The organism is Kitasatospora sp. NPDC058190, assembly GCF_042883685.1.
In the GTDB taxonomy this organism is placed as follows: domain Bacteria; phylum Actinomycetota; class Actinomycetes; order Streptomycetales; family Streptomycetaceae; genus Kitasatospora.
The window spans coordinates 65,905-80,562 of the sequence record NZ_JBHVVI010000026.1; the positions used below are offsets into that span (position 1 = coordinate 65,905).

The 14,658-nt window shown below is 71.7% G+C and carries 17 protein-coding genes; 10 read left to right on the forward strand and 7 right to left on the reverse strand.

Features of this window, described 5'->3' with window-relative positions; genetic code table 11:
- Positions 1–115 precede the first annotated feature (115 nt).
- Together ACFVWU_RS15055 and ACFVWU_RS15060 are read left to right on the forward strand one after the other, a co-directional pair.
- Positions 116–385, forward strand: a complete 270-nt coding sequence (locus ACFVWU_RS15055; protein ID WP_387620044.1) for a DUF1876 domain-containing protein — start codon at positions 116–118, stop codon at positions 383–385.
- Positions 382–585: a hypothetical protein gene (locus ACFVWU_RS15060; RefSeq protein WP_387620047.1), complete on the forward strand. Its 204-nt coding sequence runs from the start codon at positions 382–384 to the stop codon at positions 583–585. Before ACFVWU_RS15055 ends, ACFVWU_RS15060 begins: the two co-directional genes overlap by 4 nt.
- Positions 586–726: 141 nt before the next feature.
- On the opposite strand, the gene ACFVWU_RS15065 is transcribed toward ACFVWU_RS15060, so the two are convergent.
- From ACFVWU_RS15065 to ACFVWU_RS15080, 4 genes are all read right to left on the reverse strand, one after another.
- Entirely contained in the window at positions 727–1,167 is a 441-nt protein-coding gene (locus ACFVWU_RS15065; RefSeq protein WP_387620050.1) for a PPOX class F420-dependent oxidoreductase, read from the reverse strand.
- A 28-nt stretch (positions 1,168–1,195) separates the two neighbouring features.
- A complete protein-coding gene (locus tag ACFVWU_RS15070; protein WP_387620052.1) occupies positions 1,196–2,806 on the reverse strand; it encodes a cytochrome bc complex cytochrome b subunit in 1,611 nt (536 codons plus the stop codon).
- 257 nt (positions 2,807–3,063) lie between these two features.
- A complete protein-coding gene (locus tag ACFVWU_RS15075) occupies positions 3,064–4,602 on the reverse strand; it encodes an MFS transporter (protein WP_387620055.1) in 1,539 nt (512 codons plus the stop codon).
- A 185-nt stretch (positions 4,603–4,787) separates the two neighbouring features.
- Entirely contained in the window at positions 4,788–5,468 is a 681-nt protein-coding gene (locus ACFVWU_RS15080; RefSeq protein ID WP_387620058.1) for a TetR/AcrR family transcriptional regulator, read from the reverse strand.
- A gap of 245 nt (positions 5,469–5,713) precedes the next feature.
- On the opposite strand from ACFVWU_RS15080, the gene ACFVWU_RS15085 reads away from it, so the two are divergent.
- Together ACFVWU_RS15085 and ACFVWU_RS15090 are read left to right on the forward strand one after the other, a co-directional pair.
- Complete coding sequence (locus ACFVWU_RS15085) at positions 5,714–6,268, forward strand: Uma2 family endonuclease (protein ID WP_387620061.1); 555 nt, start codon at positions 5,714–5,716, stop codon at positions 6,266–6,268.
- Positions 6,269–6,389: 121 nt separating this feature from the next.
- Positions 6,390–7,178: a VOC family protein gene (locus ACFVWU_RS15090; protein WP_387620065.1), complete on the forward strand. Its 789-nt coding sequence runs from the start codon at positions 6,390–6,392 to the stop codon at positions 7,176–7,178.
- Between the two features lie 52 nt (positions 7,179–7,230).
- On the opposite strand, the gene ACFVWU_RS15095 is transcribed toward ACFVWU_RS15090, so the two are convergent.
- Complete coding sequence (locus ACFVWU_RS15095; protein WP_387620068.1) at positions 7,231–7,689, reverse strand: hemerythrin domain-containing protein; 459 nt, start codon at positions 7,687–7,689, stop codon at positions 7,231–7,233.
- Positions 7,690–7,766: 77 nt separating this feature from the next.
- Entirely contained in the window at positions 7,767–8,363 is a 597-nt protein-coding gene (locus tag ACFVWU_RS15100) for a TIGR03086 family metal-binding protein (protein WP_387620071.1), read from the reverse strand.
- A 187-nt stretch (positions 8,364–8,550) separates the two neighbouring features.
- Between ACFVWU_RS15100 and ACFVWU_RS15105 the strand changes: the two genes are divergently transcribed.
- The gene (locus ACFVWU_RS15105; protein ID WP_387620073.1) at positions 8,551–9,123 is read left to right on the forward strand and encodes a DoxX family protein; all 573 of its coding nucleotides are present in this window, start codon (positions 8,551–8,553) and stop codon (positions 9,121–9,123) included.
- Positions 9,124–9,234: 111 nt separating this feature from the next.
- Here the strand turns inward: ACFVWU_RS15105 and ACFVWU_RS15110 are convergent, their stop codons facing one another.
- Positions 9,235–9,996 carry a PP2C family protein-serine/threonine phosphatase gene (locus ACFVWU_RS15110; RefSeq protein ID WP_387620075.1) on the reverse strand — a complete coding sequence of 254 codons (762 nt, stop codon included), beginning with the start codon at positions 9,994–9,996 and terminating at the stop codon, positions 9,235–9,237.
- 142 nt (positions 9,997–10,138) lie between these two features.
- Between ACFVWU_RS15110 and ACFVWU_RS15115 the strand changes: the two genes are divergently transcribed.
- The 5 genes from ACFVWU_RS15115 to ACFVWU_RS15135 form a co-directional block, all read left to right on the forward strand.
- Positions 10,139–11,251: an LLM class flavin-dependent oxidoreductase gene (locus tag ACFVWU_RS15115; RefSeq protein ID WP_387620078.1), complete on the forward strand. Its 1,113-nt coding sequence runs from the start codon at positions 10,139–10,141 to the stop codon at positions 11,249–11,251.
- Positions 11,248–11,889 (forward strand): FMN reductase, encoded by a 642-nt coding sequence (locus ACFVWU_RS15120; RefSeq protein WP_387620082.1) that lies wholly within the window; start codon positions 11,248–11,250, stop codon positions 11,887–11,889. The genes ACFVWU_RS15115 and ACFVWU_RS15120 overlap by 4 nt, the downstream gene beginning before the upstream one ends.
- A 250-nt stretch (positions 11,890–12,139) precedes the next feature.
- A complete protein-coding gene (locus ACFVWU_RS15125; RefSeq protein WP_387620085.1) occupies positions 12,140–13,183 on the forward strand; it encodes a Dyp-type peroxidase in 1,044 nt (347 codons plus the stop codon).
- A 14-nt stretch (positions 13,184–13,197) separates the two neighbouring features.
- A complete protein-coding gene (locus ACFVWU_RS15130; RefSeq protein ID WP_387620088.1) occupies positions 13,198–14,049 on the forward strand; it encodes a family 1 encapsulin nanocompartment shell protein in 852 nt (283 codons plus the stop codon).
- Positions 14,050–14,254: 205 nt separating this feature from the next.
- Positions 14,255–14,658, forward strand: a 404-nt coding sequence (locus tag ACFVWU_RS15135) for an electron transfer flavoprotein subunit beta/FixA family protein (RefSeq protein WP_387620091.1), incomplete at its 3' end; no start/stop codon positions are given.

Here is a 14,658-nt window from a genome sequence, read left to right on the forward strand (position 1 = left end):
CGCCGACTCTACGTCGTCGACTTGAACGCGTTCAACTCGCCTCAGGTCCGGCTGCTCTGGTGTTCACGTTGGGTGCGGCGCACTCTGGAGGAGTAACCGATGGAGGTGATCCGCCATGCAGACTCTGGTCGGTTGGCACATCGAGATGGAGTTCCGCGAGGACGGTCCCCGGACGAGCGCGGCCGCCATGCTCCGGCTCAGCGACGGGACCGAACTGCGTGCCCACGGCTACAGCAGCCGCCACCCCTCCGACCCGGAACAGCTGCGGGTCGGGGAGGAGATCGCGGGCGCCCGCGCGCTCAACGACCTCGCCTCGCAGCTGCTCACCAAGGCCCACGGCGAGATCCAGCAGGTCAGCCCGGTCCCGACCCACCCGCTGACGTGACCGCCCCGCACCCGGGCGCGGACCAGGCCGGACGGGAGTCGCACCGCCCGCGCATCCCGCTGATCTGCCCGCGCTGCGGGCACGAGCAGCGGGTCGTCCCCGGCGGCCCCGAGCGCACGATCAAGGTCGTGCACGTGGCGACCGGCCGGGAGGCCTGTGAGCCGGGGGACCTGGCCCGGGCGCCGGACGACGGGCTCTGACCCCGGCGGGTGCCGGTGACGGGCAGGTGCCGGTGACGCCGAGTACCGGGCCCCGTTCCCCGGGGTTCCGGCAGTCGGCGGGCACGAGGCCGCCCGCGGGTTCAACGGAGCCCCGACGGCCGTCAGTTGACGCAGTGCGTCTCAGTTGGCGCAGTACGTGGCCGGCGGCCGCCACTCCGGCCCGACCAGCCGCTGCTCCAGCTCGTTCAGCGTGATCCGGATCCCGACCGTCCCCGCCAGCCCCACCCGGAACCGGCTGCGGGCCAGCGCGATCAGCGCCGTCAGGCCGTACTTGTTGATCAGCGAGGTGCGGTAGCGGGCCGTCGCCTCGGGGTCGCAGAGCCGTGCGCGGGCCGGGAGTTGCCGGCCGGTGGGGCGCCCGTGGGCGTCGCAGGGGCCGATCAGCACCCTGGGGTGGCGCCGGATCCGCTCGGCCTCGCCGGAGTGGGAGGGGGTCCAGACACCGAGCGCGGTGCCGTCGGACACCACCCAGAGTTGCGAGTCCAGCCGGGTTCCGTCGTCACCGAAGGTGGTCAGCAGGAGGTACCTGCTGTCGGCGAGCTGGTCGGTTCGGTCGTGCACGATGTCCTCCCTCTGGCGTGGGGGCGGGTCAGTGCCCGTGGCCCTCGGCGATCTCGCGGTACTCCTCGGCGGTGGGCTTGGGGATCCGCGCGTGCTCGCCGTGGAACCCGTGGGACAGCCTGGCACGGGTGCGGGTGAGCGCACCCGCCGGGTGGGCGACTCCATTCTCGTCCACCGCGGGCGGCAGTTCGAGGGGGTGGGGCTGCTCGTGCGCCGTGAGCCGGTGCAGTTCGGCGGGTGCGAGCCCGGCGTGCAGCTCGGTGAACTCGCCGTGCGGCAGCCGTTTGATCACACCGGTCTCCCGCCCGTGCAGCACCTTGTCCCGGTCCCGCCGCTGCAGGCCGAGGCACCAGCGCTTGGTGATCACGAACACGGCCACCGGGACGACGAAGAAGCCGATCCGCACCGCGTAGGTGATCGCGTTGAGTGACAGGTGCAGGTGGGTGGCGATCAGGTCGTTGCCGCCGCCCGCGAGCATCACCAGGTAGACGCTGATCCAGGCCGCGCCGAGCGCGGTGCGCACGGGCGCGTTGCGGGGCCGGTCGAGCAGGTGGTGCTCCCGCCCGTCGTTCGTCACCCAGCCCTCGATGAACGGGTAGACCGCGATCGCGCCGAGGATCAGCGGGAACATCGTGAAGGGGATCAGTACCCCCAGGTTGAGGGTGTGCCCCCACAGCCCGATCTCCCAGCCGGGCATCACCCGGATCAGGCCCTCGGCGAAGCCCATGTACCAGTCCGGCTGGGCGTCGGTGGAGACCTGGTCCGGCCGGTACGGGCCGTAGGCCCAGATCGGGTTGATCGTGGCGACCGTCGACATCAGCGCGACGATCCCGAACACCAGGAAGAAGAACCCGCCGGCCTTGGCCGTGTAGACCGGCATCAGCGGCATCCCGACCACGTTCTTCTCGGTCCTGCCCGGGCCCGCCCACTGGGTGTGCTTGTGGTGGAAGACCAGGATCAGGTGCGCCACCAGCAGGCCGAGCATGATGCCCGGGATCAGCAGCACGTGGATGGTGAAGAACCGCGGCACGATGTCGTGGCCGGGGAACTCCCCGCCGAACAGGAACATCTGGATGTACGTGCCGACCAGCGGAACGGCCAGCAGCACGCCCTCGATGAACCGGATGCCGGTGCCGGAGAGCAGGTCGTCCGGGAGTGAGTAGCCGAAGAAGCCGTCCAGCATGCCGAGGAACAGCAGCAGGAAGCCGAACACCCAGTTGATCTCGCGCGGCTTGCGGAACGCGCCGGTGAAGAACACCCGCATCATGTGCACGAACATGGCCGCGACGAAGACGATCGCCGCCCAGTGGTGGATCTGACGGATCAGCAGCCCGCCGCGCACCTCGAAGCTGATGTTCACGGTGGAGGCGTAGGCCTCCGACATCGAGATGCCCTTGAGCGGGACGTACGAGCCGTCGTAGATCACCTCGCCCATGCTCGGCTTGAAGAACAGGGTCAGCCAGACGCCGGTCAGAATGATGATCAGGAAGGTGTAGAGGCAGATCTCGCCCAGCATGAAGGACCAGTGGTCCGGGAAGATCTTCCGCAGGTTGGCCCTGGCCAGGGAGTAGATCCCCAGCCGACCGTCCGCCCAGTCGGCGGCCCGCTGCCCCCGCCCTGGGTTCTGATTCCGGGTCATGTGCACGCACCTCAGTCCAAAGGAAACGGGGATAGTTCCCCGATTCGCGCTGGGGTCACCATAATCGGGGAGAGCTCCCCACTTCCAGTGGGGGGTGGCTCCCCGGCTCCCCGGCTCCCCGTCGGCCGCCGTCGCGCCGTCGACGTCGAACGCGCGGGCCCGGGACATGCGAGCGGCCCGCCCGGTGCCGTGGAGGACACCGGACGGGCCGCGTACGCACCCGAGTCGCCCGGATGACGGGCGGTACCCCGAGAGGGTCAGTGCACCAGCACCGGCACCTCGTCGTTCTTCACCGAGCCCGAGCCCGCCCCGGCGCCCGCACCCGCGGCGCCGGGCCGACCGGCGTTGATGAAGGTGAAGGCGACCGCGGCGGCCGCCACCAGGATCCCGAAGGAAACCCAGATCGCGGTCGTGAACCCGTGCACCATGCCGCCGAACTGCAGCGCCTTGGCGGCCTCCGGGGAGGTGAGGGCCGCGGCGGTGTGATGCGAGGCCAGCCAGCTGGTGGTGGCGCTGGCCGCGATGGTGTTCAGCAGCGCGGTGCCGATGGCTCCGCCGACCTGCTGCGAGGTGTTGACCATCGCCGAGGCCACGCCCGCGTCGCGCGGCTGGACGCCGTGCGTCGCGAGGCTCATGGCCGGCATGAACGCGGTGCCCATGCCGAGGCCCATCAGGACCAGGCCGGGCAGGATCAGCGCCGGGTACGAGGTGTCCAGGCCGATGTGGGTCAGCAGGAACATGCCGGCCGAGGCGGTCAGGAAGCCGGGCGCCATCAGGTAGCGCGCCGGGACCCGGGTCATCAGCCGGGCGCCGATCTGGGTCGAGCCGGTGATCATGCCCGCCACCATCGGCAGGAAGGCGACGCCGGTCAGCACCGGGCTGTAGCCGCGCACGATCTGCAGGTAGTAGGTGAGGAAGAGGAACAGACCGAACATGCCGATCACGGCCATGCCCAGCGACATGTACACCCCGCCGCGGTTGCGGTCGAGCACCACGCGCAGCGGCAGCAGCGGGGCCTTGACGCCGCGCTCCACCAGGACGAAGGCGGTCAGCAGCACGACGGCCGCGGCGAACAGCGCCAGGGTGCTGCCGGCCGTCCAGCCGCTGGACTCGGCGCGGGTGAAGCCGTAGACCAGCGAGACCAGGCCGGTGGTCACCAGCACCACGCCGGGGATGTCCAGCTTGTTGCGGTTGCGGCCCTCGGCGGGCTCGCGGATCACCATGACGGCGCCGGTGGCGGCCACGATGGCGAACGGGATGTTGACGAAGAAGGTCCAGCGCCAGTTCATGTACTCGGTCAGCAGGCCGCCGAGGATCAGGCCGATGGCGCCACCGCCACCGGCGATCGCGCCGTAGATGCCGAAGGCCTTCGCGCGCTCCTTGGCCTCGGTGAAGGTCACCGCGAGCAGCGACAGCGCGGCCGGCGCGAGCAGCGCGCCGAACACGCCCTGCAGGGCGCGGGCGCCGAGCAGCATCGCGGTGTTGGCCGCGGCGCCGCCGAGCGCGGAGGCGAGGGCGAAGCCGGTCAGGCCGACCACGAAGGTCCGCTTGCGGCCCCAGAGGTCCGCGATCCGGCCGCCGAACAGCAGCAGGCCGCCGAAGGCCAGCGCGTAGGCGGTGATCACCCACTGGCGGTTGCCGTCGGAGATGCCCAGGTCCTTCTGGGCGGAGGGCAGGGCGATGTTCACGATGGTGGCGTCGAGGACGACCATCAGCTGGGCGAGGCCGATGAAGATCAGCGCCTTCCAGCGCCGGGGATCGGGCAGCGTCGCCGGGCGGGCGTCGGTTTCAGGCATGGGGGTACTCACTTCACGGTGCGTGGCGTGCGAGAACGGTCAACTGCCGTACGGGAGCGGATGGTTGCCGTAAGGGTTCAGGTGCGGGGTGCGGGCGCGCGAGGGCGTCCGGAACCGGCGCCGGTCAGCGGCGCGGCGGCAGGGTGCTGGGAGGTCGGATCAGTGGTGTGGGTCCAGGTGGTGGGTCAGCCCTGGGGTCGGAAGTCCTCGAAGGTCGCGGGTCGGCCGGGCAGGACCGAACGCGCGGGCGCGCGCAGGCCGTCCAGGAACAGCTGCAGGTGCCGGTGGACGAACTCGTCGAGCAGTCCGCAGGAGGTGCCCGGCAGCGGCCGGGTGAGCTGGCTCATCGCGATGAACAGGTCCCCGTGGTCCACGTCGGACCGCAGTTCGCCCGCGGCCCGGGCGCGCTCCATCAGTCCGCTCACGGCGGTCCGCAGGCGCTCCCGGATCTCGGTCAGCTCAGGGTCGTAGGGGTCGATGGTGCTGGTGAAGACGGCGCAGAGCCCGCCGACCTTCTCCGCCACGGTCGCGTGCGCGAACCGCTGCAGAGCGTCGAACGGACCGCCGCCCTCGCCCGCATCCGCCTCGGCCGTCGCCGTCTCGGCGAGGGTCAGGATGCGGTTCTTGACGAGCAGCGCCACCTCGCGGATCAGTGCCACCCGGTCCGGGAAGTTCCGGTACAGCGTGGCATTGCCGACCCCCGCCCGCTTCGCGATCTCGTCCAACGGTACATCGGCACCGTGCTCGACGAACGCGTCCCGGGCCGCCAGCACGATCCGCTCCCGGTTCCGGCTCGCGTCCGCGCGCAACTTCGGCGCACGCACACTCCCCGCGGCAGGGGCCGACTCGGCGACGACGGTGGTCATGGCGACTGCTCCTCCAGGATACCGGGGAAACTCTCCCCGCTTAAGCCAACGTACTTCGAAACGGGGAATCTGTCCCCGCTATTTCCCGGCCCGATGTGGCCTGCGTCACATCGGAAGTGGGCCTGCGGGGTCGGCTATCGTCAGAAGCCAGACGCCCCGTAACCACTCGCCGGTGTGCTCGTTGGTCCGGCGGGTGTCTAGGCGAAGGAGCAAAGCCCGTGACTGCGATCTCCGACCGCCCGCAGATGCTGCCCGAGGAGTTCGAGGAATTCGCTCGCCATCTGGCCGCGACCGCTGAAGGCATCCGGCCGGAGTTCATCAACGGGAAGCTGGGGGTCAAGCCCGTGCCGGACGGTGACCACGGCCGCATCATCCAGTGGCTCCTTCGGATCTGCATCCAGGCCCGGCCGGAGCTCTACCTGCACGATCAAGGACTCAAGGTGCAGGGCTATCGGGGTGGATTCGCCCGCCCGGACGGCACACTGGCTGACGCAGATGCCTTTGTGGGCCAAGGTGACTGGGCCGCGCCCGAACAGGTACTCATGGTTGCGGAGGTCACCTCGTTCGACTCTGACACTGACCGCCGTGACCGCGTCGAGAAGCCCCGCGCCTACGCCGAGACCGGCATCCCGGTCTACCTGCTGATCGACCGGGACTCCGCCGAGGTCATCGTCCACAGCCGGCCCGACGGCGTTCGGTACGAGACCATCCAGATCCTCCCGTTCGGCAAGACCGTCCACCTCCCCGACCCGGTCGGCATCTCCCTGGACACCGAGCCGCTCAAGAACTGGGTGCGCTGAGCCCGGCCATGCCTTCACCGGCGTGGTACGCCCGTCGGCCTAGGCTGTGGGCGTCCCGGGCGGCCGGTGGGTCGTGGGAGTCGGGAGGGGCCCGGCGGCCGGGTGGGCGAGGAGGTTCGCGATGGGCAGCGGTGAGACGACCGCCAGGGTGCGCTGCGTGGCGGCCGTTCCGTGCTGGGTGAGCCTGATGGCCCGGGACCTGGAGGGCGCCAAGGAGTTCTACGGGCCGCTGCTCGGCTGGGAGTTCGAGCCCGAGCCGGAGCGCTTCGGCCCGTACCTGCACGCGGTGACCGGCGGGGAGGCGGTGGCCGGGCTGGGGGTCGCCGGTCTCGGGGCGGTGCCGCTCGCCTGGACCAGCTACTTCGGGACGGAGAGCGCCGACGCCGCCGCCGACGCGGTGCGCGAGCGCGGCGCGACGCTGGCCGTCGGCCCGCTGGCCTTCGACGAAGGGAGGGTGGCCTTCGCGGCGGACCCGGCCGGGGCGGTGTTCGGCATCTGGGAGGGCCCGCTGGGCCGCGCCCGGAAGCTGGACCTTCCGGGCGCGCCGGTCTGGATCGAGCTGCGCACCCCGGACCCGTTCGCGGCGGCGCTGTTCTACGGCCAGGTGTTCCGCTGGGACGGCCGTGACCCGGAGCACTTCGAGGTCCGCTGGGAGCACGACCGGGTGGTGCTGCGCGCCGAGGGGCACAGCGTCGCGGCGCTGGCCAAGGAGCAGGCGGGCGGCCCGGCGGGCATGCCGCCGCACTGGGAGGTCTCCTTCGCCGTCGCGGACACCGACCGGGCGCTGGCCCGGGCGCTTGAGCTGGGTGGTTCGGCGATCGGTCCGGCCTTCGACTCCCCGTACGGCCGGGTGGCCCGGCTGCAGGACCGCGAGGGCGCCCGGTTCGCGCTGATCAGCCCGAAGGGTTGATCGGCTGGACGCGTTGATCGGCCGGACGAGTTGATCGTTCCGTCCGGGCCGATCAGCCCGACGAGCTGAGCTCCGCGCGCTCCGCCCGCAGCTGTTCGCCCAGCGCCGCCCGGGCCGCGGCGGGCAGGGCCTTGCGGGCGGCCGGGAAGAGCAGCTTCTCCTCGCCGCTCAGGTGCCGCCGGACGGTGTCGGCCAGCCCGCCCAGTAGCGCGTCGAAGGCCGGGTCGGCCGGGCCGAGCCCCTGCAGGTCGGCGAGGTACTGCCCGATCGCGAGGTGGTCGTGGATGCTGCTGAACACCAGGGCTCCGCCGTCCGGCACGTCGTGCTGGACGACCGGGAAGAGGTGCTCCTCCTCGGCGGCGCAGTGGGTGAACAACAGGTCGGTCAGCCGGGTGACCAGCTCAGCGCGCTCGGCGGAACCGGTCGGGGAGGCTTCGACCCGGTCGAGCAGCTCGGTGACCGCCTTGTGGTCGGCGGTGAACTCGCCGAGGATGTCCGGCCTGCGGCTCATGGCGCGCCCGCCTCTCGTACGGGATCAGGACGTACCCCCGTACTCTCCAGTATCCGGCGCGCCCGGATTTACCAGGTTCAGCCTCCGTCCCGCCGCCCGGTGAGGGCCAGCAGCCGGGCCTGCGGGCCCGCGTCCTCGGCGACGGGCAGCGGCGCGTCGAACAGCCCGCTGCCGGAGAGGTCCCCGTAGCCGATGATCTCGCCGAGCGCGAAGTCCACCAGCTCCGCCGGGAGCCGGGTGCGGGTCCCGATGCCCTCGGCGAGGTCCCAGGTGTGCACCACCAGGTCGGTGGTGAGCTGGTCCAGGTAGTACTGCCCGGAGACGTCCGCGAAGGACAGGTGGACGGTGAGCTCGGTGGCGCCCGGGACCTCCCAGGCGTGCCGGGCGGCCTCGGCGGCGGCCGTCCAGGCGGCGACCGGGTCCGGGCCGAGCACGTCGCCGTCGAAGCGGCTGCCGACCTCGGCGATGGTGGCGCCCATCAGCAGCTCGGGCACCCAGAGCTGCTCGCCGGTGAGGTGGTTGACCAGGTCGCGGACCGACCAGTCGGCGCACGGGGTGGGGGAGTCCCACTGGCCGGGTGTGACCAGTCGGACCCGCTCGTCGAAGGCGGCCAGCGCCTCGGGGTAGGGCGTGCCGGCCTCGGCGGCCCGCCGGTGTCGCCTGCGTTGAGCCATGCCTCCACCCTGCCCCGGGCCGGGCGGGGCCCGCACCTCGCTCACGGGTCGTCAGTTGTTCAAATTCGAACTCCAAGGTACGGTCGAGGAACGGCCGGTTCAAATTTGAACAACAGGCGGGCCCACCACACTCCGCCCGGCCGCATCACCACACCCCGACGACCGACCCCGATCGATGGAGACGCGCATGCCGAGCAGCAGCCCGAGCACGACCGCCGCCACCACCCCCACCGTCCGCACCGCCCGGGACTCCTCCGGGCCCGCGACCACCTCCCCGCACGCCTATGACGCCGGGCTCCTGCTCCTGCGCCTGGTGCTCGGCCTCACCATGGCCGCGCACGGCAGCCAGAAGCTGTTCGGCTGGTTCGGCGGGGGCGGCATCGACGGCACCGGTCAGTTCTTCACCATGAGCGGCTACCCGGCGGGCAACACCATGGCCGTGGTCGCCGGCCTCACCGAGATCCTGGGCGGACTCGGCCTCGCCGTCGGCCTGTTGACCCCGCTGGCGGGCGCCGCGATCGTCGGCACGATGGTCAACGCGATCGCCGTCACCTGGGGCGGCGGCTTCTTCGCACCGAAGGGCAACGAGTACGAGCTGCTGCTGACCGCGGGCGCCGCCGCCCTCGCGCTGACCGGCCCGGGCCGCTACGCCGCGGACCGCTTCCTGCCGGTGCTGAAGGCGCACCGCCTGGCGTACGGTGTGGCCGCCGTGCTGGTCGGCCTGGCCACCGCCGGGGCGATCCTGCTGCTCCGCAAGTAGCCCCGACAGCCCAACCGGCGTGTCCCGAGGCCGTGGTGGCCGATCGTCACCACGGCCTCCGCGCGTTTTCCGCACGCCTGCCGCGACTTCTGGGCCGGCACGCCTGCCGCCTCACTCCCCGATCCGCACCAGTGCCAGGGTGATGTTGTCCGGTCCGCCCGCCTCGATCGCGGCCTTCCACAACTCGAACGCGGCCCGGCCGTCGGCCCGTTCGGACCCTTCGTACGACCGGGCGAGCAGTTCGGCCAGCTCCTCCTCGGGCACCGGGTCGGTCAGTCCGTCGCTGCACACCAGGTAGCGGTCGCCGGCGGTCAGCGGCGCGGCGCGGACGTGCGGTTCGACGAAGGTGAGCCCCAACGAGCCGCCCAGGGTCTGGGTGACGACCGAAGTGGTGCGCCGGCCGGGCGGCAGCGGCGGACTGTCGTCGACGCTGACCCGGCGCAGCCCGTCCCCGGTGACCCGGTAGACCCGGCTGTCGCCGACGTTGAAGGCCACCGCCTGCTCGGGCAGCAGCACCAGTCCGGCGATGGTGGTGCCCATCGCGGCCAGCTCCGGATCCCCGGCCGCGGCCGCGTACACCGCCCGGTTGCACTCCTGCAGCTCCTCCCGGACGGCCTCCTCGCCGTCCAGCGCGCCCCCCGTGGTGGCGAGCCGGCGGGCGACCAGGGCGCTGGCCACCTCGCCGCCGGGGTGGCCGCCCAGACCGTCGGCCACCGCGACCACGCAAGGCGGGCCGAGCGGGAAGAGCAGGGTCTGCGGGTTGGTGGTCACGGTGGCGCAGAGCGTCCACGGCCCGACCGTGAGGCTGTCCTCGTTGTGCTCCCGCACCAAGCCCTCGTGGCTCAGCGCGCTCACCGCGATGTACGGCGCCATCGATTCGCCGCCCTTCCGGAGCCCTCCTCCCATTGTCGCCGTCCCGTCTTCGCTTGTCGGCGGGAATAACGCCCCCCGGCGGGATGCTAGGATGGTTGAAAGTTGAACGACCTACCTGGAACCGTCTGGAGTGGTGAGCGGCATGCAGTTCGGAATCTTCACCGTCGGCGACGTCACCCCCGATCCGACCACCGGCCGCACCCCGAGCGAGCACGAGCGGATCAAGGCGATGGTGGCCATCGCGCGCAAGGCCGAGGAGGTCGGCCTGGACGTCTTCGCGACCGGCGAGCACCACAACCCGCCGTTCGTCCCGTCCTCGCCGACGACCATGCTCGGCTACATCGCCGCGCAGACCGACCGCATCATCCTCTCCACCTCGACCACGCTGATCACCACCAACGACCCGGTGAAGATCGCCGAGGACTTCGCGATGCTCCAGCACCTCGCCGAGGGCCGGGTGGACCTGATGATGGGCCGCGGCAACACCGGTCCGGTCTACCCGTGGTTCGGCAAGGACATCCGCCAGGGCATCCCGCTCGCGGTCGAGAACTACGCGCTGCTGCACCAGTTGTGGCGCGAAGAGGTGGTGGACTGGCAGGGCCGCTTCCGCACCCCGCTGCAGGGCTTCACCTCCACCCCGCGCCCGTTGGATGACGTCCCGCCGTTCGTCTGGCACGGCTCGATCCGCAGCCCGGAGATCGCCGAGCAGGCCGCCTACTACGGGGACGGCTTCTTCGCGAACAACATCTTCTGGCCCAAGGAGCACTTCCGGAAGCTGATCGACCTCTACCGCGAGCGCTACGCCCACTACGGCCACGGCACGCCCGAGCAGGCGATCGTCGGCCTCGGCGGGCAGGTGTTCATGCGGAGGAACTCCCAGGACGCGGTGCGCGAGTTCCGCCCGTACTTCGACAACGCGCCGGTGTACGGACACGGGCCCTCGCTGGAGGAGTTCACCGAGCAGACCCCGCTGACCGTGGGCAGCCCGCAGGAGGTCATCGAGAAGACGCTGACCTTCCGCGAGAGCTTCGGCGACTACCAGCGCCAGCTGTTCCTGATGGACCACGCCGGCCTGCCGCTGAAGACCGTGCTGGAGCAGCTGGACCTGCTCGGTGAGGAGGTCGTGCCGGTGCTGCGCGAGGAGTTCGCCAAGGGCCGCCCGGCCGATGTGCCGGACGGGCCGACCCACGCCGCGCTGGTCGCGGCCCGCGACGCCCGTACGAACGACGAGAAGGCCGTGGAGGTGGCCAAGTGACCGTGTTCAAGCTGGCGGTGGTGAGCGCCGGGCTGAGCAAGCCGTCCTCGACGCGCCTGCTGGCGGACCGGCTCGCCGAGTCGACGGTGCGGCAACTCGCCCTGGACGGGCGGGAGGTGGAGGTCGTCGTGGTCGAACTGCGGGACCTCGCCGTGGACATCGCCAACAATCTCGTCACCGGCTTCCCGGCCGCCGCGCTGCGCGAGGCGATCGAGGCGGTGACGGAGGCGGACGCGGTGATCGCGGTGACGCCGATCTTCACCGCCTCCTACAGCGGCCTGTTCAAGTCCTTCTTCGACGTGGTCGACCAGGACGCGCTGACCGGCAAGCCGGTGCTGATCGCCGCCACCGGCGGTACGCCCCGGCACTCACTCGCCCTGGAGCACGCCGTCCGGCCGCTGTTCAGCTACCTGCGCGCGGTGGTACTGCCGACCGCCGTCTACGCGGCCACCGACGACTGGGGCGGGGCGGGCGACGCGCTCACCGACGACCTGCCGGGCCGGATCGACCGCGCGGCGGGCGAGCTGGCGGCCCTGCTGGCCGGCCGCGGTCCGGCGGCGCGGCGCCAACGGTCGACGGCCTCGCTGCCCGAGCAGGTGGTGCCCTTCGCCGAGCAGCTGGCGGCGCTGCGGCCCTAGCGCCCGTCTTCGCCCGGAGCAGGGGTGAATCACTCTGACGGCCCCGTCGGACCATCGTCCGGCGGGGCCGTCAGGCCTGCCCGGCCGGGCCGTTCGGCTACGTGTCGACCGCGCCGAATTGTCCTCTGTGCGATGTAATCGTTGGCATGATCAGATTGGCGCTGATCCGTCATGCTCTGCACCCACCCTTGCGGGGGCGCCCGTCGTGAGCCCGGTGCGTGACAACCGGTGGGTGACAAGGAGCGCAGCCATGCAGTCCGAACCGCAAGCCGTGCTCTCCCCGCTGACCGGCGCGGCCGTCTTCCTGGTCCTCACCGTCGAACCCGGCGGCGAGGACGCCGTCCGGGAACTGCTGCCCGACCTCGCCGGACTGCGCCGGGCGGTCGGCTTCCGGGCCCCCGAGGGCGGCCTCACCTGCGTCACCGGCATCGGCTCCGAGCTCTGGGACCGCCTCTTCGACGGCCCCCGGCCGGCCGACCTCCACCCCTTCCAGGAGGTGGCCGGTGCCCGCCACCGCGCCCCGGCCACCCCGGGCGACCTGCTGCTGCACCTGCGGGCCGAGCGGATGGACCTCTGCTTCGAGCTGGCGGGCCGGCTCACCACCCGCCTCGCCGGGGCGGCCACCGTGGTCGACTCCGTCCAGGGCTTCCGGTACTTCGAGGACCGGGACCTGCTCGGCTTCGTGGACGGCACCGAGAACCCCGAGGGCCGAGCGGCCGAGACCGCCGCCGTGGTGGGCGAGGAGGACCCCGGCTTCGCAGGCGGCAGCTACGTCATCGTCCAGAAGTACCTGCACGACCTGGACAAGTGGAACGCACTGAGCGTCGAGGAGCAGGAGGGGGCGGTCGGCCGCACCAAGCTCACCGACATCGAGCTGGCCGACGACGTCAAGCCCGCCGACTCGCACGTGGCGCTCACCGTGATCACCGGCCCGGACGGCCAGGAGCGGAAGATCGTCCGCTTCAACATGCCCTTCGGCTCCTTCGGCCCCTCCGGATCGGCCAGGAGGGGCGGCGAGTTCGGCACCTACTTCATCGGCTACGCGCGCGACCCCGGGGTGACCGAGGAGATGCTCCGCAACATGTTCATCGGCAACCCGCCGGGCACCACCGACCGGCTGCTCGACTTCTCCACCGCGGCCACCGGCACGCTGTTCTTCGTCCCGACCGCCGACTTCCTGGACTCCCCACCGCCCGCGTCCGCGCCCGCCGCCGTTTCCGCGTCCGCGCCCGCCGTGGGCCCCGCGCCCGCGGACGGCTCGCTCGGCATCGGCAGCCTCAAACAGACCCGCTGAAGAGGACCCCGCGCATGAACAACCTCCACCGGGACCTCGCCCCGATCTCCGCCGCCGCGTGGGAGGAGATCGAGGAGGAGGCCCGTCAGACCTTCAAGCTGCACATCGCCGCCCGCCGGGTGGTCGACCTGCGCGGCCCCGAGGGCGCCACCCTCGCCGCCGTCGGCACCGGCCACCTGACCGGCATCGAACCGCCCCTCGAGGGCGTCCGGGCGCACGCCCGCGCCAGCCGTCCGGTGGTCGAGCTGCGCGTCCCCTTCACCGTCGCCCGCGCGGCGGTGGACGACGTCGAACGCGGCTCCCGGGACTCCGACTGGCAGCCGGTCAAGGACGCCGCCCGCACCCTCGCCCTCGCCGAGGACCGCGCCGTCTTCGAGGGCTACCGCGCCGCCGCCATCGAGGGCATCCGGGCCGGCTCGAGCAACCCGCCGGTCCAGCTCCCCGACGACGTCCGCGAGTACCCCGAGGCCGTCAGCCGCGCCCTCACCGCGCTGCGCCTGGCCGGCGTCGGCGGGCCGTACTCGCTCCTGCTCGGGGCCGCCGCCTTCACCGCCGTCAACGAGACCAGCGACCACGGCTACCCCGTCCACAACCACCTCGCCCGCCTGCTGGACGGCGACATCATCTGGGCCCCCGCCATCGAGGGCGCCTTCCTGCTCTCCACCCGGGGCGGCGACTTCGAACTCTTCCTCGGCCAGGACGTGTCCGTCGGCTACCTCTCGCACGATGCCGACTCCGTCCGGCTCTACCTCCAGGAGTCGCTGACCTTCAGCGTCTACACCGGAGAGGCGGCCGTGGCCCTCGGCGGACCGGCGGCGACGCCCGCGGAGGGCACCAGGGCCCCCGGTCACCGGGAAGGGTACTGAGTGCCTTTACCAGGGGTACTGAGTGCCGTAAGCTCTCCGTGGAGCCTCTGACGCCAGTCGAAGAGAGCCGACACGGCATGCCGGTCCAGGTGGCGCTTGCGGCGCGCGGGCCGCGGCCGGGCCGGACTTGGCACTCAGTACCCTCGGCATGACCTGAGGCCATGGATCCAGTGCATCCGTGCACCCGTGACAGGAGATACCGCTCATGAGCTTGAGGATCGTCGTCTGTGTGAAGTACGTGCCGGACGCGACGGGTGACCGTCGTTTCGCGGACGACCACACCACCGACCGGGAGGGCGTGGACGGCCTCCTGTCGGAGCTGGACGAGTACGGCGTCGAGCAGGCGCTGCGCATCGCGGAGGCGAACGAGGGCGCCGAGGTGACGGTGCTGACGGTGGGTCCGGACGACGCGAAGGACGCGCTGCGCAAGGCGCTGTCGATGGGTGCGGACAAGGCCGTGCACGTGAACGACGACGACATCCACGGTTCGGACGTGATCGGGACGTCGGCGGTCCTGGCGAAGGCGCTGGAGAAGACCGGGTTCGACCTGGTGATCGGTGGTATGGCGTCGACGGACGGCACGATGGGTGTGCTGCCGGCGCTGCTGGC